Source organism: Stenotrophomonas sp. CASM110 (genome assembly GCF_049384345.1).
GTDB lineage: Bacteria > Pseudomonadota > Gammaproteobacteria > Xanthomonadales > Xanthomonadaceae > Stenotrophomonas > Stenotrophomonas muris.
The window spans coordinates 1-20,693 of the sequence record NZ_JBMRGI010000001.1 but is presented as its reverse complement, the minus strand read 5'-3'; the positions used below and the strand labels follow the sequence as shown (position 1 = coordinate 20,693).

At 66.8% G+C, this 20,693-nt stretch carries 17 protein-coding genes; 9 read left to right on the top strand and 8 right to left on the bottom strand.

Annotated features, from left to right (window positions below):
• Positions 1-25: 25 nt before the first annotated feature.
• The 3 genes from VG561_RS00085 (at position 26) to VG561_RS00075 (ending at position 2,939) form a co-directional block, all read left to right on the top strand.
• Positions 26-742, top strand: a complete 717-nt coding sequence (locus VG561_RS00085) for a response regulator (RefSeq protein ID WP_423179243.1) — start codon at positions 26-28, stop codon at positions 740-742.
• Between the two features lie 3 nt (positions 743-745).
• Complete coding sequence (locus VG561_RS00080; protein WP_049406889.1) at positions 746-1,822, top strand: ATP-binding protein; 1,077 nt, start codon at positions 746-748, stop codon at positions 1,820-1,822.
• Positions 1,823-2,012: 190 nt separating this feature from the next.
• Entirely contained in the window at positions 2,013-2,939 is a 927-nt protein-coding gene (locus tag VG561_RS00075) for an ABC transporter six-transmembrane domain-containing protein (protein WP_169411074.1), read from the top strand.
• Positions 2,940-3,615: 676 nt separating this feature from the next.
• On the opposite strand, the gene VG561_RS00070 is transcribed toward VG561_RS00075, so the two are convergent.
• Both VG561_RS00070 and VG561_RS00065 read right to left on the bottom strand, forming a co-directional pair.
• Positions 3,616-4,704 (bottom strand): DNA glycosylase AlkZ-like family protein, encoded by a 1,089-nt coding sequence (locus VG561_RS00070; RefSeq protein WP_049406620.1) that lies wholly within the window; start codon positions 4,702-4,704, stop codon positions 3,616-3,618.
• 104 nt (positions 4,705-4,808) lie between these two features.
• Positions 4,809-5,393 carry a TetR/AcrR family transcriptional regulator gene (locus VG561_RS00065; protein ID WP_014647283.1) on the bottom strand — a complete coding sequence of 195 codons (585 nt, stop codon included), beginning with the start codon at positions 5,391-5,393 and terminating at the stop codon, positions 4,809-4,811.
• 258 nt (positions 5,394-5,651) lie between these two features.
• Between VG561_RS00065 and VG561_RS00060 the strand changes: the two genes are divergently transcribed.
• Positions 5,652-7,847, top strand: a complete 2,196-nt coding sequence (locus VG561_RS00060) for a TonB-dependent siderophore receptor (RefSeq protein WP_197574970.1) — start codon at positions 5,652-5,654, stop codon at positions 7,845-7,847.
• A 131-nt stretch (positions 7,848-7,978) separates the two neighbouring features.
• Here the strand turns inward: VG561_RS00060 and VG561_RS00055 are convergent, their stop codons facing one another.
• Entirely contained in the window at positions 7,979-8,335 is a 357-nt protein-coding gene (locus VG561_RS00055; RefSeq protein WP_164077680.1) for a hypothetical protein, read from the bottom strand.
• Between the two features lie 463 nt (positions 8,336-8,798).
• A complete protein-coding gene (locus VG561_RS00050) occupies positions 8,799-9,464 on the bottom strand; it encodes a TraX family protein (RefSeq protein ID WP_197574972.1) in 666 nt (221 codons plus the stop codon).
• A gap of 114 nt (positions 9,465-9,578) precedes the next feature.
• On the opposite strand from VG561_RS00050, the gene pip reads away from it, so the two are divergent.
• On the top strand, positions 9,579-10,526 hold the full coding sequence (gene pip / locus VG561_RS00045) for a prolyl aminopeptidase (protein WP_164077679.1): 948 nt from the start codon (positions 9,579-9,581) through the stop codon (positions 10,524-10,526).
• Positions 10,527-10,584: 58 nt separating this feature from the next.
• Here the strand turns inward: pip and VG561_RS00040 are convergent, their stop codons facing one another.
• The 4 genes from VG561_RS00040 to VG561_RS00025 all read right to left on the bottom strand — a co-directional run bounded on the left by VG561_RS00040 (position 10,585) and on the right by VG561_RS00025 (position 15,722).
• A complete protein-coding gene (locus VG561_RS00040; RefSeq protein ID WP_164077678.1) occupies positions 10,585-11,787 on the bottom strand; it encodes a hypothetical protein in 1,203 nt (400 codons plus the stop codon).
• Complete coding sequence (locus VG561_RS00035; protein ID WP_423179242.1) at positions 11,784-14,303, bottom strand: TcfC E-set like domain-containing protein; 2,520 nt, start codon at positions 14,301-14,303, stop codon at positions 11,784-11,786. Before VG561_RS00035 ends, VG561_RS00040 begins: the two co-directional genes overlap by 4 nt.
• Positions 14,304-14,361: 58 nt before the next feature.
• Positions 14,362-14,862, bottom strand: coding sequence for a CS1 type fimbrial major subunit (locus VG561_RS00030; protein ID WP_049408751.1), 501 nt, complete (start codon positions 14,860-14,862; stop codon positions 14,362-14,364).
• A gap of 125 nt (positions 14,863-14,987) precedes the next feature.
• Positions 14,988-15,722, bottom strand: coding sequence for a CS1 fimbrial subunit B flags: Precursor (locus tag VG561_RS00025; protein ID WP_414611957.1), 735 nt, complete (start codon positions 15,720-15,722; stop codon positions 14,988-14,990).
• A gap of 355 nt (positions 15,723-16,077) precedes the next feature.
• Between VG561_RS00025 and VG561_RS00020 the strand changes: the two genes are divergently transcribed.
• The 4 genes from VG561_RS00020 to VG561_RS00005 all read left to right on the top strand — a co-directional run bounded on the left by VG561_RS00020 (position 16,078) and on the right by VG561_RS00005 (position 20,561).
• Positions 16,078-16,377: a hypothetical protein gene (locus VG561_RS00020; RefSeq protein WP_262093878.1), complete on the top strand. Its 300-nt coding sequence runs from the start codon at positions 16,078-16,080 to the stop codon at positions 16,375-16,377.
• Positions 16,378-16,670: 293 nt separating this feature from the next.
• On the top strand, positions 16,671-16,970 hold the full coding sequence (locus VG561_RS00015) for a hypothetical protein (RefSeq protein ID WP_005413574.1): 300 nt from the start codon (positions 16,671-16,673) through the stop codon (positions 16,968-16,970).
• Positions 16,971-17,033: 63 nt separating this feature from the next.
• Positions 17,034-19,793: a magnesium-translocating P-type ATPase gene (gene mgtA, locus VG561_RS00010; RefSeq protein ID WP_049439576.1), complete on the top strand. Its 2,760-nt coding sequence runs from the start codon at positions 17,034-17,036 to the stop codon at positions 19,791-19,793.
• Between the two features lie 30 nt (positions 19,794-19,823).
• Positions 19,824-20,561, top strand: coding sequence for an MgtC/SapB family protein (locus VG561_RS00005; RefSeq protein WP_012511185.1), 738 nt, complete (start codon positions 19,824-19,826; stop codon positions 20,559-20,561).
• The last annotated feature ends 132 nt before the right edge of the window (positions 20,562-20,693 follow it).

Sequence of the window (20,693 nt, the reverse complement as noted above, 5' to 3'; positions counted from 1 at the left end):
CTTGGCCTCGAACCTGCCGCTCGCAATGAAACACCAACTCCGTAACCGACAGCCGCCCTTGGTGCTGATTGCCGAAGATGAGGGCGAGATCGCCGACATCCTCGGTGCCTACCTGGCCCGTTCGGGCCTGCGCAGCGCACGCGCCGCCGACGGCGAGGCGGCGCTTGCCAGCCACCGCCAGCTGCGCCCGGACCTGGTGCTGCTGGATGTGCAGATGCCCAAACTCGATGGCTGGCAGGTGCTGAGCGAACTGCGGCGGCGCGGCAACACGCCGGTGATCATGCTCACCGCGCTCGACCAGGACGTGGACAAGCTGACCGGCCTGCGTGTGGGCGCCGACGACTACGTGGCCAAACCGTTCAATCCCGCTGAGATCGTTGCGCGCATCCAGGCCGTGTTGCGCCGTAGTGCCCGCGCCGTGGCCGAAGAACCCACCGGGCTGATCCGCCAGGGCCCGTTCGAGATCGACCTGCGCAGCCACGAAGTAACGGTCCGCAACGGCGAGCTGGTGCACGCACTGAACGTCACCCTCACCGAGTTCCGGCTGCTGGTGCACATGGCGCGCGCGCCGCGCCAGGTGCATGCGCGGGTGGACCTGCTGCACGCCTGCCTGCCCGAGGGCGATGCGCAGGAGCGCACCGTCGACAGCCATGTCAGCAAGCTGCGGCGCAAGCTCGAGGATGTTGGCGTGATCGGCATTCCCGCCACCATCCGTGGCGTCGGCTACCGCTTCCTGGACTGAATGATGACTGCGAAAGGCAAGAGCATCGGCCGCCAGATCAGCCTGTCGATCACCGTGGCCTCGCTGTGTTCGACGGTGCTGTCGATCAGCGGCTTCTACCTGTTCTACTACCTGCTGGAGGTGTTCTATCCGCGCTGGTATGACGAGCCGAAGTCCATGATGCCCTCCGGGCTGGAGTGGCTGTGGATCGGCCTGACCGCCACCGTGGTGGTGGCGTTGGCCACCCTGATCGCGTCTCGCCTGACCCGCCGCATCATCACCCCGTTGAATTCGGTGGCCGCAAGCCTGCGTCGCGTGGCCAGCGGTGACCTGGAGGCGCGCGCACGCGGCGGCGACACCTCGATGGCCGAGGCCGCCACGCTGGTCAACGACTTCAATTCCATGGCCGAGCGGCTCAGCCGGATGTCCGAGAACCGCGTGTTCTGGAACGCGGCCATCGCACACGAACTGCGCACGCCGATGACCATCCTGCGTGGCCGCCTGCAAGGCATCGCCGAAGGTGTATTCGAGCCGGGCCCCGAGCAGTTCAACAGCATGCTCACCCAGCTGGAGGGACTGACCCGCATCATCGAGGACCTGCGCGTGGTCAGCCTGGCCGAGAGTGGCCACCTGGATCTGCGCCTGCAACGCAGCGACGTCAGCGTGCAGGTGGCGGCGGTGGTGGAGGCGATGTCCGAGGCGCTGACCGAAAGTGGCTTCTCGGTGAGCCTGGACGCGCGGCCGTCGCTGGCGGACTGCGATCCGGCCCGCATCCGCCAGGCGGTGCTGGCATTGCTGGAGAACGCCCGTCGCCATGCCATCCCCTGCCCGCTGCGGGTGCGCGTCACCCTCGCTGAGGGGCACTGCGCGGTGGCCGTGGAAGATGGTGGCCCCGGCGTGCCGGACGACCTGCGCGACAGCATTTTCGAAGCCTTCCAGCGCACCGATGTGTCGCGCTCACGGCAGAGTGGGGGCTCAGGTCTCGGCCTGGCGGTCGTGCGTGCGATTGCCGTGGCACATCACGGAACGGCGCAGTGCCGAGCTACCGAGCGTGGCGGCAGTTCGTTCGAGATCCGCTGGCCGGTGCACGTGCGCCGTTGAGGCCGTAGGCGCTGCCCTGGTAGCGGCCCACCTTGGTGGGCACCACGCGCGTGGCTGAACGCCGCCGATTTCTCCACGCAATCTCCATCATCCCTCCATGCCCGCTCCAAAGGGCTGCAGATACTGGGCGCTACCCGGCAGATGGCAGGCATCCGTCCCCTGCCCTGTCCCCGAACCCCCCAGGCATCCCATGCAACACCCCCACGATCCAGCGGCCGCCGCCGGCAGCATCGGCCAGCAGAATGCGGCCGCCACGCTCAAGGCCATCCTGCGCACCTACCCCTGGCAGCTGACCGGCACGTTCTCGCTGGTGGCGCTGGAGAACACCCTGCTGCTGGCCTATCCGTTGTTCGCCGGCTTCGCGGTAGACGCGATCATCAGCGGCAACATCGGCCATGCCATCTCCTATGCCGGCGTGGTACTGCTGTTCTGGCTGGTGGGTGCCGCCCGTCGGGCGGTGGATACGCGCACCTTCACCCGCATCTATGCCGATCTGGCAGTGAGCGTGGTGCAGGCGCAGCGCCGGTTGGGCCAGGCGACGTCCACTTCGGCGGCACGCGTGGTGCTGGCCCGCGAGTTCGTCGACTTCTTTGAAAAGCACGTGCCGATCATCGCCACCGCGCTGGCATCGATGTTCGGTGCAGTGGCCATGCTGCTGGCGATCGAGCCGATGGTCGGTGCCGCTGGCCTGGCCACCCTGCTCGGCGCCCTGCTGGTGCTGCCCTCGTTCGCACGCCGCAACGAGCAGTTGCACGGCCGACTGAACAACCGCCTGGAACACGAAATCCGGCTGGTCGACCGGGTCAGCCCCTCGGTGCTGCGCCGCCACTACACCACGCTGTCGCGCCTGCGGATCCTGCTGTCCGACCGCGAGGCCGGCGCCTATGTGGTGATCGGCCTGGCTGCCGCGGCATTGTTCGCGCTGACCATCGGCCGCCTTGCCACCAGTGAAGGCGTTACACCGGGCCACGTCTACGCGGTGATGACCTACCTGTGGACCTTCGTCGGCAGCCTGGACGATGCGCCGTCAATGGTGGATCAGCTTGCGCGGCTGAAGGATATCGGCCGCCGCGTCAGCCCCGGCATGGACGATGCGGACCACAAGGGCGCCGCTTGACCGGTCGCTGCTCACCTTGGTGGGCACCGACGAGAGCAGCGCCAACCAAGGTTGGCGGCTACCAGGCCTGAGCAGTGCTGCCCTGGTAGCTGCCCACCTTGGCGCGCACCGACGGGAGCCAGCGCCAACCAAGGTTGGCGGCTACCGGGCCTGAGCAGTGTTGCTCTGGTAGCTGCCCACCTTGGTGGGCACCGATGGAAGCCAGCGCCAACCAAGGTTGGCGGCTACCGGGCCTGAGCGGTGTTGCTCTGGTAGCTGCCCACCTTGGCGCGCACCGACGGGAGCCAGCGCCAACCACGGTTGGCGGCTACCGGGCCTGAGCGGTGTTGCTCTGGTAGATGCCCACCTTGGTGGGCACCGATGGAAGCCCGCGCCAACCAAGGTGGGCGGCTACCGGGCCTGAGCGGTGTTGCTCTGGTAGCTGCCCACCTTGGTGGGCACCGACGGAAGCCAGCGCCAACCAAGGTTGGCGGCTACCGGGCCTGAGCGGTGTTGCTCTGGTAGCTGCCCACCCTGGTGGGCACCGATGGAAGCCAGCGCCAACCCAGGTTGGCCGCTACCAGGCCTGAGCGGAGTTGCTCTGGTAGCTGCCCACCTTGGTGGGCACCGACGGAAGCCAGCGCCAACCAAGGTTGGTGGCTACCGGGATCGATAGATACCCATGCGCCGCTTGGCGCTACAGGAACTCCGCCATGCGCTGCAGCTCGTCGTCCAGCGCGCCACGAAATACCTTGTCGCGGGCCAGCGACTTGCCGGCATAGCCCACGCTCGACACCAACTCACCCTCGCGCACGCTCAAGTTGGCCCAGCCCACCACCTGCTCATGCCACAACACCGGCAGTGCGTAGTAGCCGTACTGGCGTTTCGGTGCAGGCGTGTAGGCCTCGAACTTGTACACCCAATCCCACAACAGCTCGAAGCGGCGGCGGTCCCACACCACCGGGTCGAACGGCGCCAGCAGACGCACCTGCTCATCCGGTGCATGGCGGCGCGAGCGCGGATTCTCGTCCGCCGGCCAGTACCAGGTGGTGCCCTCCAGCGTGCAGCTGGCCAGTTGTTGCTTGGCCAGCGCCAATGCCTTGCGGGTCTGCTCGGCCAGGTGCGGCGCGCCATAGCCCAGCAGGCGCACCAGATAGGTCAGGCTGGCCGAGGGCAGCGGCGCGTACTTGCGCACCACCAGGTCGATCAGGGCGGCGGCACGTTCGATCTGCGCCTGTTCGCTGGAATCGGGCTCGGCATGATCGGCCACCGCGTAGATGCGCGTGCCGCTATCGCGCCGTTGCACCCGCAGCAGGCCGCGGTAGTGCATGCCATCCAGCAGATGCGTGCTGGCGTTGCTGGTGCCGCCCCAGTAGTTGGTCACCCGCCCATGCGCAAAGGCCTGGTCGACCTCGCGCGGGTGCACGCTGCCACGCTCGCGCACAAAGGCCAGCACGTCGGCCGCACGGCGATGGGTCTCGGCATCCCACTCGCGCTTCGAAACCCGTGGGTGCATCAGCGCCAGATGCTCGCGCGGCAGGAAGCCGTAGTTCACCAGGCAATCCTCTTCCACCGGCAGACGCGTGTAGCGGCGCTCAAGATCGCCCGCGCGGTAGTCCTTCACCCGGTGGCGCAAGGTCAGGTCCTGCGCGCGAGCGGGTGCGCGGATCGGGTCGGCCTGCACGAAGCCCAGCCGCCGGATCGCGGTCAGCAGCGTGGTCGGCTTGAACAAGGTGCGCGCCACCGCGTAGCGGCGAAGGTCATCGAGAGTGGGCGTGGCAGGCATGGCCGCATTGTATTCTCGACACTACGCGATCCGTCCAGTAGAGCCAGGCCACGCCTGGCTGGCGTCATGGTGAACGGCCGCGATCATCCACGCATGGCGTGCATCTACCGAAGCCGCGATACCTCCAGCGAACCGATCACCAGGGCCCGCATGCCCTGCTTGAACTCGGTGATCACCTGCCCTTCTTCGTCATCCGCAATCGCGTAGATGGTGTCGGCACCGGCGATGCAGTAGAACGCGATCGTGGCCAGCAGCCAGCGCGCCTTGTCCACCGGCAGGCCGAACACCTCGGCCACGTGCGCCTGGTGCGAGGCGATCTTTTCCAGCATCGGCGCGGTCGCCACCGTGCGCCGCAGCAGGTAGGGCGGTAGCCCGGGATGCGCCTTCACCACTTCGCACAGCGACTCCACGAACCCCATCAGATAGGCCTCCAGCCCACCCGGTGCGTCGACCGACGCGCGCGGAATCTGCCAGCGCTGGAACACCGCCTCAGCCACCAGGCGCTTCAACGCCTCCAGGTTGGCCACGCGCTTGTACAGCGCTGCCTGGGTCACCGCCAGTTCGGCGGCCACGTTGGCCATGGTCAGGTTGGGCAGGCCCAGGCGGATGCCGATGTCGGCCAGACGCTCCGGGGTGATGGTGGGCGGGCGGCCACGGGTCGGCGCCGTTGGATCGGGGTGCGTGCTCATACGGTGCCTGCTCTTACGGTGCGCGTCCATACCCTGCTGAGGGTGCCAGCAAAGGGACCCTCTTGTCCGCTTCGACTGATTTAGTTTACTTTACTCAACTAATTCGGAATGCGTCCGCCGCGCACCCGTAACCGAGCCCATGGCTCACCTCCCGCCAGGTCCCCACCCAGCCAACAACCCTGCGCTGCGCCCTTTCCCCGTGCTTGCCGTCGGCAGCGCGCCAGGCGCGCTCGCGCCTGCGATTCACAGGACTCTGGCATGACCGTTTTCAACTTCACTTCTGCACAGCATCGCGCTGCCGCCGCATCCTCCGGCCTGATGTATTCGCCGGGCATGGTCCGGCGCTACCGGGTGTCCGCCCTCGCGCTGGGGCTGCTGGCCTCGTTCGCCGCGCTGGCCGACGCCGCGCCGTCCACCCTTCCGTCGGTGCAGGTGCAGGAACAACGCCGGGTCACTGCAGACTATGCGGGCGGGCAAGTGGCTGCCGGCAGCCGCGTCGGCCTGCTCGGCGACAAGGATTTCATGGACACGCCGTTCAATACGGTCAGCTACACCGAGTCCTTCATCCGCGATCGCCAGGCCAAGGACCTGACCGACGTCATTGCCGCCACCGACCCCACGGTGTTCAGCAACGGCGTCACCGGTGCCTGGAGTGAGAACTACGCGATCCGCGGCTTTGCCTCCAACACCAGCGACACCACCTTCAATGGCCTCAGCGGCATGGCGCCCTACTACCGCACCTCGCCGGAAATGTTCGAGCGCATCGAGGTGCTGAAGGGACCGTCTGCGCTGCTCAACGGCATGCCGCCGGGCGGCTCGGTCGGTGGCAGCGTCAACCTGGTGCCCAAGCGCGCAAGCGAGCAACCGCTGCTGCGGGTCAGTGCCAACTTCGCCTCCGATGCGCAGTTCGGCACCCACGTGGATATGGGCCGTCGCCTCGGCGCCGACAGGCAGTTCGGCATCCGCTTCAACGGTGCCTACCGTGATGGTGACGGCGCCGTCGGCAAGCAGCGCAAGAAGGTACAGCTCGGTTCGCTGGCACTGGACTGGCGCGGCGAACGTATGCGGCTGTCGGCCGATCTGTACAGCGCCGACGACCGCGTTGACGGCCCGGCACGTGGCGTCGGCCTGGCACCGGGCGTGGCCATTCCGCGCCCGCCACGCGGCGATACGCTGATCAACCCGGATTGGGCCTACGTGGACAGCCAGGACAAGGGCGCGATGGTGCGCGGAGAACTGGATGTCAACGATAGCCTGATGGCCTACCTCGCGTACGGCACCAGCAGGACCGACTACCGCTACAACGGTTCGATCAGCGCGCAGATCCTCAATCCAGCCGGCGACTTCACCACGGTGATCGGCCAGCTCGCCTTCGACATCAAGAAGCAGTCCGCAGATGCCGGCCTGCGCGGTTCGTTCCAGACCGGCAACGTCGGCCACCAGTGGGCCGCCAACGTGACCCACTACCAGCACACCCAGAACGACTACGGCCGGCGCAGCGTACCCGGCTGGGACTGGACCACCAATGTGTACAACCCAGTGTGGGGCCCGGCGGCGCCGTTCATCGCGCCGCACATCTCGCATACCGAGCTGAAGCTGGACAGCCTCGGCTTCGCCGACACCCTCGCCTTCGCCGATGACCGCGTGCAGCTGACGCTGGGCGTGCGCCGCCAGCAGGTGGTCAGCGAGACCTTCAACGTGTCCACGGGTGCACGCACCTCGCGCTACGACGAGAGCGCCACCACGCCGGCAGCGGCCCTGCTGGTGAAAGCCACCGACACGATCTCCCTCTACACCAACTACATCGAAGGCCTCAGCCAGGGCGCCACCGCGCCGATAACCGCCGCCAATGCCGGCGATGTGTTCGCACCGTTCCGCACCAGGCAGAAGGAGCTGGGCCTGAAGCTGGACCTGGGCAGCTTCGCGCACACCTTCAGCGTGTACGAGATCAAGCGACCGAACAGCTACACCGACCCGGTCACGAATATCTTCTCGTTTGGCGGCGAGCAACGTAACCGGGGCGTGGAATGGGGCTTCTTCGGCGCACCAATGGACGGCATGCGCCTGCTCGGTGGAGCGGCCTATGTGCAGCCGAAGCTGGCCCGCACGGCCGGTGGCGTGAATGAAGGACGCATCGCCACCGCCGTGGCGCAGCGGCAGGCCAAGCTGGGCGTGGAATGGGATGTGCCGACCTTGCAGGGCCTGACCCTGACCGGCAATGCCACGGCGATGTCGAAGCAGTACATCAGTGCGGACAACCGCCTGTCGGTGCCGGGGCGTACGTTGTTCGACGTGGGGGCGCGCTACAGCACCACCGTGGCGCGTCGATCGCTTGCGCTGCGGGCCAGCGTGAACAACGTGACCAACAAGTCGTATTGGGGCATGCCGTTGTTGTCGAGTCTGGCGCTGGGTGCACCGAGGACGGTGCTGGTGTCGGCAACGATGGATTTCTAAGCTGGCGTGGAACCCCTGTAGAGCCGAGCCATGCTCGGCTCCGTTTCGTCCGCTGAGCCGAGCATAGGCTCGGCTCTACAGGACGTCGGGCAATCCGCGAACGGCATCCACGCATGGCGTGGATCTACGTGTCATTCCGGATGCAGGCGATAGATGGCGTGGCTGGTCAACGCCAATGCCGCCAGCTTCAGCCCTTCCATTACGCGATCGCCCACGTACTGTTCCGGGGCGCCATTCTGGCGGGCGCGTTCGGCCGCCAGCAGGATCTCCTGCACGATACGCAGCCCGGCCAGTGCACCGTCGGCGTCGGCCAACGCCAGGCACCGGCCCGGCAGCTGATGGCGCTCGGGCCAGGGCTGGCCGTCGGCAGCCGCGCCCAACCCGATGCGATGCAGCAGGGCCGTCAGGTTGTTGGGATCGGGCGGGATGTCGTGGCCTTCATCGGCATTGGCCGGGGCGTGCTGATGGGGGAACTCCGATGCGTTCATGGCAGGTCTCCGTGCAAGGCATGCGGGACCACCACCCTTAACAATCAAGGCGGCGGACGGTGCGTGGCTGGAAATCCCGTGAGTCAGTGCTATACCCGGGCGGTGGGCTTGCGCCCACCTCCACGCACCGCCCGCCATGGAACGCGAACGGAATGCCAGCCGACGCCGCGCAAGGCGACGCCGGCTGGCAAGCGTAAACAGCACTTACTCAACGGGGTTTCCAGGCCCCGGCCACCCTTTTTCGGTGGCACCCCATCATGTGCACAACGGGGTGGCAGGCGCCAACAACCCAAGTGCCAAGACAGCAACGTTCACGCAGTGGCAGCATTGTCGCATATCGACAATCGAGCCGAAGATTCAACAACTTGCGCCATGCCAACGGCGGCGTTCTCCACCCGCATCGGCACCACGCGTTCCTTGACCGCATCCGGCTTTCAAGACGCGCGACACGCCAGTTCCGACATTACACAAGCAGATGGGCAATCAACGCCAGCACCGCCAGATGTCCCACGTAGTACCCATAGAACATCCAGCGCCAGCGCGGCAGTTGCCACGGCACCCGCGTGGCCAGCACGACCACCGGAACGGCCAGCAGTGCCCAGCCGTTGTGGTTGGCCCAGCACGCCGCCGCAAGCGCGACCAGCAGCGGCCACCACGCCCGATGCCGGAACGCGATCCAGGCCAGCAACACGGCGCCAACGCCGGCCCACTGGTAGTCCACGAACATCGGCAGCACACCCGCAGCCAGCAACAGCAGCACAGGCCGATGGTTCGCAAGCGCATGCACGGCCACCGCCGCCAAGGTGAAGGTGAGCAGGATGTTGAGCGGCAGCCAGGAACCGAACGCGAAGGCGTGCAACGGCTGCGCGATCAGCCCCCATAGCGCCAGCCGGCGGATCGATTTGCGCAGGTCGGCGCCCGGCTGGGCCAGGTTGCAGGCCATCACCAGCGCGAACAGCGGGAAGGCGATACGCCCCAGTTCGCTGACCACCGGCACGTAGCCCCCGAAGACCACCTTGGCCATGTGGTCGCCGGTCATGGCCAGCAGCGCGATCCACTTCAACAGCTCGCGCGCGCCGCTGCCAAGGCTGAGGTTGAACGTGGACGTCGCGGTCGTGGTCGCTTGCATCGCGGAAGCTTATGCGCATCGGCCAGCGCATTTCCAGCGCCGCGCAGGAGCCCGCCACTGCAAGCCGTAGATGGCGGCGCTATGCTGGCCGCCCCTGCTTGTGAGATACCTGCCATGCGCACCCTGTACCCGGCCATCGAGCCCTACCGCGAATTCACCCTGCCGGTGAGCGATCTGCACGCGCTGCATATCGAAGAGTGCGGCACGCCGGAGGGCATTCCGGTGGTGTACCTGCACGGTGGCCCGGGCGCCGGTATCTCGCCGACCCATCGGCGCTTCTTCGACCCGGCGCGCTACCGCATCGTGCTGATCGACCAGCGCGGCAGCGGCCGTTCCACGCCGTTCGGCGAGCTGCGCGACAACACCACGCAGGACCTGGTGGCGGACATCGAAAAGGTGCGTGAGCACCTGGGCATCGAGCGCTGGCTGGTCTATGGCGGCTCGTGGGGCTCCACGCTGTCGCTGGCCTACGCGCAGGCGCATCCGGAACGCGCCACCGGCCTGATCGTGCGTGGCGTGTTCCTCGGTCGTGAGATCGAGAACCGCTGGTTCGCCGAGGCCGATGGCGGTGCGCGCTGGATCTTCCCGGAGCGCTGGGACCGCTACGAGGCTTATATCCCGGCAGCCGAGCGTGACGACATGATCGCGGCCTACTGGGCGCGCATGGATGGCCCGGATCAAGCAACCCGTATCGAAGCCGCGCAGGCCTGGTTGGGCTGGGAAGACAATGCGGCCACCCTGCAGCACGACGTGGATGCCGAATCCACCGATGATCCGCTGGATACCCTGGCGAAGGCCCGCATCGAAGCGCACTACTTCCGCAACGGCATCTTCCTGGAGCCGGACCAGCTGCTGCGCAACATTGATCGCATCCGCCACCTGCCCGGCGTGATCGTGCAGGGGCGCTACGACATCATCTGCCCGCCGCGCAGCGCGTGGGACCTGGCGAAGGCCTGGCCGGAAGCGCGCCTGGAGATGGTGACCTCCGGCCACAGCGCCAACGAGCCGGCCACGGTCGATGCGCTGGTGCGGGCGACGGATGCCTTTGCCGACCGGTTCTGAACGCCTGGGGTAGTGCCGGCCGCTGGCCGGCCCCCCCGCAACACACTCCTGCGTGCGACTACGGGTTGGCGTCAAACACCACGGTCATGTTGCCTTCCCAATGCAAGCCTGGCGCCTTCAGCATCTCTGTTACGGCGTCCCGTCCTGCGGTGAACCGCAAGGTCGACCGCCGCTGCATCAGATAGCCATCCGGTGTGAAGCGCGGCGCCTGTGCGTCGTCGGGCGACAGCGGTGTATCCTGCGCCGGGCGCCCATCGCGCAGATTGCGCATGCCGGGCAGGGTGACGTCCACATCCACCGGTACAACCTCCCCAAGCGCGTGGTTGCGAATGCCGCAGCGAGTGCCTGCGTCGTGCTCACAGCGCAGCTTCATGCTGAAGTCCATCGAGCTGGTCAGATGGAATGGCAGCTCCTGAAAGAGGCGTGCCGGGGCACGGCCCTGATCGGTCCACTGCGCCCAACCGTCCTCCGGCGCCAGGTGCACCTGCGGATTGTCGCTGGGGAAACGTACCTGGAACTGGTGGGATACCGTGAAGCGGAACTTCAACGTGATCGGCTCGGTGGTGACATCATCGCCAAAGTCGATGTCGCTGCCCGCGCCTCCTGCAGTGTAGGTCAACGCACCTTCATAGATACCATCGCTCAGGGACAGGGGCGAAGGTGCAGTTATGAGAAGACCCAAGCCGAACCAAGACATCGCATAATCGGCCGGGTGTGGAAGTGCTGCATCTCCTTGCGAGTTGCACGGCACCGGCGTCTCTGGATTGCTGACGATCCATCCGAACCTGACAAATGATCCGACGCCAGCCGTATAAACGTAGCGACAGCCTCCGCGTACTGATCGTGTGTATACGGGATTGGTTCCACCCCCAGGCGTCATATGACCGCTGACGGTGGCTATCGCGATTCGTACTTCAGCTTCAGAACCCGTGGTGGTGTTCCGTAGCATGACCGACCGAGCAGCGGGCAATCCAAGATAGAAGCGCTGACGAACGTCACCATTGTGCACGTAGGTCTTGCTCCACTGCAGCGGAACATCGACAGAGTAGGCACCATCGTCAGTGCAGAACTCTGGGCGCCAAGAGCAGTAGGTGCCGCGCGGCGTTGTATTACGGAAGACCATCCGGCCCGGGTCCAGGGCTGACGGGGCAAACTCTGCCGTGACCAGCACTTCTGCCGCAGGCGCCTGCGTTGCTGACCCCATCCCAAGCGCGACCAGCGCCGCGCCTCGCAGCGCCGCCATCAGCGAGCGGATTCTCATTTCGCATGTTCCTCGGTTCTCGCGATCGACGGCGGGCATCCCGTCGCCCCCACCATCAACACATCCCCTTCCCTGGGGTAGCGCCCCTCCTCCATCGTCAGCGTGCAGCTGACCATGTTGGGGTAACGCAACTCCACCACCGGGGCACGGGCGCTCAGTTCCAGGGTAAAGAAGCCATCCTCCTGGCTGACGCCGCGGCCGGCGTGGTTGATCACCTGCACGCCGCGCACACCGTTGCCGTCTGCATCCAGTACCTGGCCCATGACGGTGAAGGTGCGCAGCACGTCCAGCGTGGCATGCATCACGCCCCCCTTGTTGAGGTGATAGCTGACGACCGAGGGCTGCAGCGTTGCCGACGGCGCATGCCGCCCCTGGAAGTCGAACTGCACGTGGCCTGCGCGATACGCGGCCACCGGAACGAAGTTGCGGCCCGGGCGCAGCGCAACGCCGCCGCCGTGGCTGTCGTCCGCACGCAGGGCAAGATCGGGATAATCGCTGCGGACATCGACAATCAGCCCGGTGTCGGCGCTTCTGCCGCGCCCCTGCCCCAGCACGGCGGCGCGCCCACCGCCAATGACCACGGTGCTGTCGAGGTTGGCGGTGCCGCTGATGCGGCCCGACGCCGCGCTGCGGTAGACCTGCATGTCACCCTCCACAAACGCGCTCTGCAGCGAGGCACCCGCGCCTGCGCCCAGCCCGCCCCGTTCGGCGGTGACCGTGCCATTCACGCTCTGCAGTACGGCGCCGTCCACGCGCTGTGTGGAGGAGGCGGTCACATAGGTATCGCGGCGACCGGCATCGCCGGTGCGGCTGCCCAGGCTGCCGCTGTAGCTGCGTCGATCGCTGCCCAGCGAGACACTGACCGTCAGGTCGATGCCGCGTTGCCGCCGGTAGCCTGTGTAGCGGGCGCCAGGGCGGTCATAGGCGGAAACGCGCCAGTTGACATCGTGCTTGCCGAACACCGTCTCCCGGCGCCCGTAAGAGACATCGATGCCGGTCCCGCGCGTGAAGCCCGAACTGCGGGCCACGCGCACGCTGGCGGTATCACGGTGCCCGAAACGATGCGTGATCGAGACGGCCGTTGTGTCCTGCCAGCCGCCGCGGGTCTCCCAGCGTGGTGCGCTGCCGGCATCCGCCACGACGCGCTCGCGCTGTTCCACCCAACCGCGCGCATGGTTGGCCACCACCGAGCCGGCACGATAGCGGTACAGGCCCTGCAGGTCCACGCCGCGCCCGGCGTCGCTGGAGGTATAGACATTGGTGTACGTGCTGAAGCGGTCACTGGCCTGCCAGTCCATCGACACACCCGCCGAATGCCGCGCGCCGATCCGCTGCACGGTGGCCCCGGCCACCGCACGGGAGTGCAACAGGTAATTGACCACGGCACCGGCCGCGGCGCCGCCCTCGCGGGCGCTTCCGGCGCTGGCCAGCAACCCGCGCTGCTGCCCTGCGAACGCGCTGTAGCGCCACCGCCGGCTGGGATCCTGCCAGCGGCTGGGCTTGTGGATGGAGGCGCTTTCGCGGGACGCTTCGCGGCCGTCCTGGACCACCCGCAGTTCCACATCGTAGATGCCGCCGGGTAGTCGGCGCGTATCGATTTCCTGGATGCCGGGCTTGACGGCCTGCGTGGACAGCAGGTTCCCGTCGCGGTAGATCTCCACCACGCCTTCGCCGCTGGCGGTGACATAGACGGGATAGACGCTGGGGCTTCGCGTATCGGCCAGCAGTACGTCCGAGGATCCGAACATCAGGCCCAGCGCCGTATCGTTCTGCGTACCCGGTGCTCGGGGCTGACGCACAATGCCCTCGAAGGTGGGCAGGAAGTAGCCGGCGCGAACGAAGTGATCGCCCAGTTCGCGCTGGGCATACAGGGCACTGAGGTAGTGCTCGCTGCTGCCGGGCTGGGCGTAGTACTGGTAGCTGCCAACCGTGCTCCAGTGGCCGGCACTGCCGCGCAGTTCGGCGCTGTAGCGTACGGTGGCCTGCTGTTCCTGGCCGCCGTGCACGGCAAGACTGTTGCGCACGATCAACCCCCGGCTGCCCGCGTCCGGCAAGGCGATGTGGCGCCCCTCCTTCTGCGCGCCGGCAGACGTCAGCACGCTCAGCAGCGAGTTGGACAGACTGTAGTGCAGCGCTGCCATGCCCCGGCACTGCTGCCTGCATACGCCCAGCGCCATCGGTTCAGCGAGCTGCTCGCCCCAACGGGCACGCTCGGTCTGTGCCAGCCGGCTTTCGTGGCTGTCACCAAAGCCGATCACCTGCACCCGGTTGTCTTCGTGCAGCAGAACCTCGGCGTCACCCAGATACTGGCCGTCCAGCTCCACGCGCACGGTGAGCGGGTTGCCAAACAGGTGCTCGCGGAATTCGGCCGGCATGCGTTCGCGCTGCTGCAGCAGGCTGGGCAGCTCGCCCGGCGCGAGGCCGGCCGCATGCGCTGAGGTGGCAAGGACCACGGCACCGATCGCGGTCGCGAGCCGGGCCAGTCGGAATCGACGGTGGTTGGAGGACGAGAGCATGGGCGCTGTTCCGGCGTCCCCGCCGCATCATTGGATGCGACGGGGCGCCTGAAAGGACTCAGGGGGTGATGTCGCTTTCGAAGATCATGTGGAACTGGCCGCCGTAGCTGCCCTGCTTGTAGCCGCCCGTCGGCGCAGTCGGCGCAATGGCGAAGGCCAGCGACTTGCCCGCGGCGGCCTGGGCCGCGTTGGCAACGGTGATCTTGGCGGCGGCGGTTGCCGGAACCTCCACGTTGTCCAGCTTCACCACCAGGTCCACGACGTCTGCGGCCGACGCCATCTGTGCCGGCGACGTCAGGTAGGCGGTGATGGCAGCCGGCGACTTGATGTTGATGACGCGCCCGGTCAGTTCGCCCAGCGTTTCGCGCGCGGTGTCCCACGGCAGGTTCTGCGGCAGGCCTTCCCAGCCGTCAGGCGTGGACACCTGCAGGCCAGCGGTGTTCGGGACGTCGGCGGTCACGTTGACGGTGATCGACTTGGATTCGGTGGCTGCCAGGCTGACAGCCGGTGCGATGAGGGCTGCAGCGGCTGCAGCCAGGGCGTACTTCTTCAGGGACATGGAAATGCTCCGGGATCGGTGGATGGATACGATGGGATGCGACGCCAGGACGAAGACACAGCCTCCCCGCCGGGCGCCTGGCGAACCCGGTGGGGACGTTGCAGAAAGGGGAGATGGGCGGACGATCAGCGGCGCGAGTCGATGCTGCGGCGGTCGTCGCCCTCCCTCAGGTCGTAGCGGGCGAACCGGCTGTCGTCGGCCTGCAGCGCATAGGTTCGCCCGGGCCGGACATGGACGATGATGCCGGGCGTGCAGGCATCCGGACTGCTTCGCTCGCAGTACCGCAGGTTGTCCAGCACCACCGTGGCGTTGCCACCGTTGTGCACGTGACCGTCCTGCACACGGGTGTCATAGCGCGTGTTCCGCGGTGCCACGAACAGGATGGTGCCGTAGCCGGTGAACACGCGAACTGCCGAAGTCAGCCCGGTGATCTCCTGCACCTGCGCATCACTGAGCGAAAACTCCTCGGCGCTCGGCACCACCGGAATGAAGCGCAGTCGGTAGTAGCGCTCCTCATCGCGGTCACCGCGATAGACCAGGCGCGTCGCCTGTTGGCCATTGGCGGCAATGATCAGGCGGCTGGGGCTGGCGATCACCCCGTGCGCGCCAGGTGCATTGCGTACCAGCGCCACGGTGTCCACTGGCGTTTCGACAACCTTGCCGTCTGCATCGAAGTGCATCTCGGTGACCTCAACGCGCACGTATGCGGTCACACCACCGGTATTGCGTATGCGCTTGAGCAGGTTGCTGTGCGCTGGCGCAAGATGATCGAACAGGAGGCCCACATTGATCTGTGGTGTCGTGGCTTGGGCACTGCTGGCGAACAGGGCCAGCAGGAGGAGAAGGAGTGCGCGTTGCATGACGAACCCGCGGGGAGAGGCGAGCGATTAGTTTCACGGCATCTTTACAATCAGGCCATGCAACAACTTGCAAAAAGGTCAGATATTTCCGACCTCGCAAAGTGGCTCCGCCCAGGTCAACCCGGAAATCCTGTCCGCGCACTCGGCCGCGGCGGTCTGGCCCGTTGCACATCGCGACGGCACGCCCTGGAACAGCATCGGCGGCTGGTACACGCATGGGGCGTGCGGGTGAACGGTGGCCCACCGCCATCTGGCGACCCGGTCGGTTCTTCGCAGCTCGCTTACAGATCCGGGCCGAATATCCGGCCGTGGCCATCCAGACCCATGGCCCGCGCCCCCACTTCTGGAGCCTGTCATGACCGGTATTCGCTGCGTTTCTGCTGTCCTCCTCATCACCATCGGCCTGCTGCTGGGCGCCTGTTCCAGAACCCAGGAGGCGAGCAAGGCCACCGCCGCCGAGGACGTCACCGAAGTGAAGCTGATACCGCCGTATGAGTCGCTGGACAAGGACAAGGACGGCATCGTCACGCTGGCCGAAGTGGATGCCGTGGCACCCGACTGGGCCGAGCGCCTGCATGCCTGCGATACCGACCGTGACAAGACGTTGACCCGTGGCGAGTACGACGTCTGCAAGCAGACCAGCGGCACGCATTGACCCACCACTGAACCCTCGATCGGCACCGCATACGCCCGGCTATACCAAGGTATAGCCGGGCTAACCCACGGGCCTCTAGGACTACCCCATTCAGGGGCGGACAATAGCGCCACTGGCCAGGGCAACCCTGGCCGGCCCCCTCCCCTCATGGAGACGCAGATGGACCCCGACCCTGCCGGGCGCACCGCGCCCCGGATGCCCGCTTGTTGCCTGTTCCTGGCGCCTGCCCGCCGGTCCCTGCCTGCCTGAGTGACGGGGGACCGCCAGGTGCCGCCTGCCTGGAGATCACCCCCATGTCCTACAAGATCCTCTACATCACCCTGCGCCGCCTGATTGGCGAGCGCGATGTTGCCGCCCTGCGCAGCCAGCTGCTGCAGCACGGCCCGGTCATGTTCGCCCGTTCGCTGTCGCTCGGTTCGCCGCGCGTGGTGGCCGACGCGCTGTCGCTGCTGCCGATCAGCGAGCGGATCACCGTGCTGCGCCATCTGCCCTACCCGCTGCGCGATGCGATGAAGCCGCTATGCATCGGCGGCAGCCAGCGCCTGCACATGCAGCCGTGGTCGCCGGCGGTGCTGGCGATGCGCCACGCCTGATCTGTCTCACCCATTCCGTTCGTGTTCCGGCTGCGGCCGGCTCTGACATTCGAGGAGCGTCCCATGAGCCTGCTCAACGCCTGGTTCAACGCCTTCCTGCGCAGCCGTCGCGCAGGCAACCTGTTCCGCCGTCGTGCGATGCCCGAAGCCGGCTTTGGCCCGGGCAGCGCCGAAGCGGCGCCGTTCGCGCTTACCACCGGTCTGGTCACCCTTGCCCAGCAGGAAGAAGCCGAGCTGCTTGCAACGCTGGAGTCGCATGCCGATGGCCTGAGCCCGCATGAAGCCGAGGAGCGGCTGGCCACGCTCGGCCCCAACGAGGTGGATCACGAAAAGCCGCTGCCGTGGTGGCGGCACCTGTGGCAGTGCTACCGCAATCCGTTCAACCTGCTGCTGACCGTACTGGCGGCGGTGTCCTGGCTGACCGAGGACATCAAGGCCACGATCGTGATTGGTGCGATGGTACTGCTGTCCACGCTGATCCGCTTCGTGCAGGAAGGCCGCTCCAACCGTGCCGCCGAGCGGCTGAAGGCGCTGGTCGGCAACACCGCGCGCGTGCTGCGCCGCAATCCGGGCACCGAGGCCGCCGATGTGGCCGACCAGTACTTCGGCGCCCACCTGCACAGCCGTCGTCCGGCTCGCCTGCTGGACCTGCCGATCCGTGAGCTGGTGCCCGGTGACCACATCGTGCTGTCGGCCGGTGACATGATTCCGGCCGATTGCCGCGTACTGACCGCCAAGGACCTGTTCGTGGCGCAGGCCGCAATGACCGGCGAGTCGCTGCCGGTGGAAAAGTTCGCGCACCCCGGCGACGGCCTGGCTGGCCTGCTGGAGCAGCACAACCTGCTGTTCATGGGCACCAACGTGGTGTCAGGCACCGCCACCGCCGTGGTGCTGGCCACCGGCAACCGCACCTACTTCGGCACGCTGGCCCAGCGCAGCACCGCTACCGACCGTGCGCCCACCGCGTTCCAGGCCGGCGTCAACAGTGTCAGCTGGCTGCTGATCCGCTTCGCGCTGGTGATGGTGCCGTTCGTGCTGCTGATCAACGGCTGGACCAAGGGTGACTGGACCGAGGCGTTCCTGTTCGCGCTGTCGGTGGCGGTGGGCTTGACGCCGGAGATGCTGCCGATGATCGTCACCTCCACCCTGGCCAAGGGTGCGGTGCTGCTGTCGCGGCGCAAGGTGATCGTCAAGCGCCTGGATGCGATCCAGAACTTCGGCGCGATGGAAGTGCTGTGCACCGACAAGACCGGCACGCTCACCCAGGACAGGATCGCGCTGGAGCGCCACACCGATGTGTTCGGTCACGATTCGGAAGACGTGCTGAAGTTCGCTTACCTCAACAGCCACTTCCAGACCGGGCTGATCAACCTGCTGGACCGCGCGGTGCTGGAGCACGTGGAGCTGCAGAGTTCGCTGCGGCTGTCGCAGGACTACCACAAGGTGGACGAGATTCCGTTCGACTTCGAGCGCCGCCGCATGTCGGTGGTGGTGTCCGAGCGCGAGGACCACCATGAGCTGATCTGCAAGGGCGCGGTGGAAGAGATGCTGGCGGTGTGCAGCACCGTGCGCGAGAACGGCCAGGACATGCCACTGGACGAGCGCCGCCTGGCGCGGGTGCGGCAGACCACCGAGGAACTGAACGAACAGGGCCTGCGCGTGGTGGCGGTGGCGATGAAGGAGACCGCGGCCAGTCAGAGCGCCTACTCGCAAGCGGACGAGTGCGGTTTGACGCTGGTCGGCTACGTGGCCTTCCTGGACCCGCCGAAGGAGTCGGCTGCGCAGGCGCTGCAGGCGCTGGCCGCACACGGTGTCGAGGTCAAGGTCTTCACTGGCGACAACGAACTGGTGACCGCCCGTGTCTGCGCACAGGTGGGGCTGGACGCGGACACCATCCTGACCGGCCCGCAGATCGAGCGCATGGACGACGGCGCGCTGTCGCGGGCGCTGCACCACCATCGCGTGTTTGCCCGGCTGACGCCGCTGCACAAGGAGCGGCTGGTACGCGAGCTGCGGGCGCAGGGCAAGGTGGTCGGCTTCCTCGGTGACGGCATCAACGATGCGCCGGCGCTGCGCGCAGCCGATATCGGCATCAGCGTGGACAGCGCGGTGGACATCGCCAAGGAGGCGGCCGACATCATCCTGCTGGAAAAGAACCTGATGGTGCTGGAGGAAGGCGTCATCCAGGGCCGGCGTACGTTCAACAACATGCTGAAGTACATCCGCATGACCGCCAGCTCCAACTTCGGCAATGTGTTCTCGGTGCTGGTGGCCTCGGCCTTCCTGCCGTTCCTGCCGATGCTGCCGCTGCAGCTGCTGGTGCAGAACCTGCTGTATGACATCTCGCAGATCGCCATTCCGTTCGACAACGTGGATGAGGAACTGGTACGCAAGCCGCTGAAGTGGAACCCGGCGGACATCGGCCGCTTCATGGTGTTCTTCGGGCCGATCAGCTCGCTCTTCGACCTGAGCTGTTTCGCGCTGATGTGGTACGTGTTCGATGCACGCACGCCGGCCGACCAGGGCCTGTTCCAGTCCGGCTGGTTCGTGGTCGGCCTGCTGACCCAGACCCTGATCGTGCACATGATCCGCACGCCGAAGGTGCCGTTCCTGCAGAGCATCGCCGCGCCGCCACTGCTGCTGATGACCGGCCTGATCATGGCCATCGGCGTGGCCCTGCCGATGAGCCCGCTGGCCGGCTACTTCAAGCTGCAGGCGCTGCCGGCCGGCTACTGGCCGTTCCTGGTGGCGATCCTGTTCGGCTATGCGGTGCTGACCACCGCGCTGAAGAAGTTCTACATCCGTCGTTACGGCTGGCAGTAAGCACCCGCCGCTTGTCCAGGGAGAAACGCAATGGACATCAATCCCAACCTGCCGGCGTTCAACGCCGGCGCCACGCTCAGCTCGCTGATCAGCCTGTCGGTGGCATTCGTGCTGGGCACGGTCATCGGCCTGGAGCGGCAGCTGCGGCAACGCACCGCCGGCCTGCGTACCAATACGCTGGTGGCGGTGGGTGCGGCAGTGTTCGTCGATCTGGCGGTGCGCTTCCATGACCTGTACGGCGGACCACCCTCGCCGCTGCATGTGGTGGCCTATGTGATCTCCGGCGTCGGCTTCCTCGGCGCCGGCGCGATCATGAAGGACGGCGCGCAGGTGTCCGGCCTGAACACCGCCGCCACCCTGTGGGGATCGGCGGCGGTGGGAGCATGTGCAGGCATCAAGCTGCTGCCCGAAGCAGTGCTCGCAGCGGTGTTCGTGCTGGCCGCCAATACCCTGCTGCGGCCGGTGGTGAACCGCATCCAGCGGCAGCCGCTGCCGGAAGCGTTCAGCGAGGCGACCTATGCGATCAACGTGGTCTGCCAGCGCGAGCAGCAGGCCGAGGTGCTGGACCAGCTGTTGCTGCTGCTTGAGCAGGCGCATTACCCGGTGCGCGCGGTGGACCAGCGCCCGTTCGGTGAGCGCGATGTGGAGATCGAAGCGGTGCTGTATGCCACCACGGTGGATGCCGGCGAACTGGACGCTGTACTTGCGACGCTGGCGACCACGCCCGGTGTGCTGCAGGGATTCTGGAACGCCAGCCTGGAGGAGTAGTGCCGGCCGCTGGCCGGCAACACCGTGCACCGCTTTGGTAGGTGCCGACCTTGGTCGGCAGAGAACCTTCAGAGACCGTGTCCATCCCTGCGGTAGTGCCGGCCGCTGGCCGGCAACCTCATGAGCTCCGGC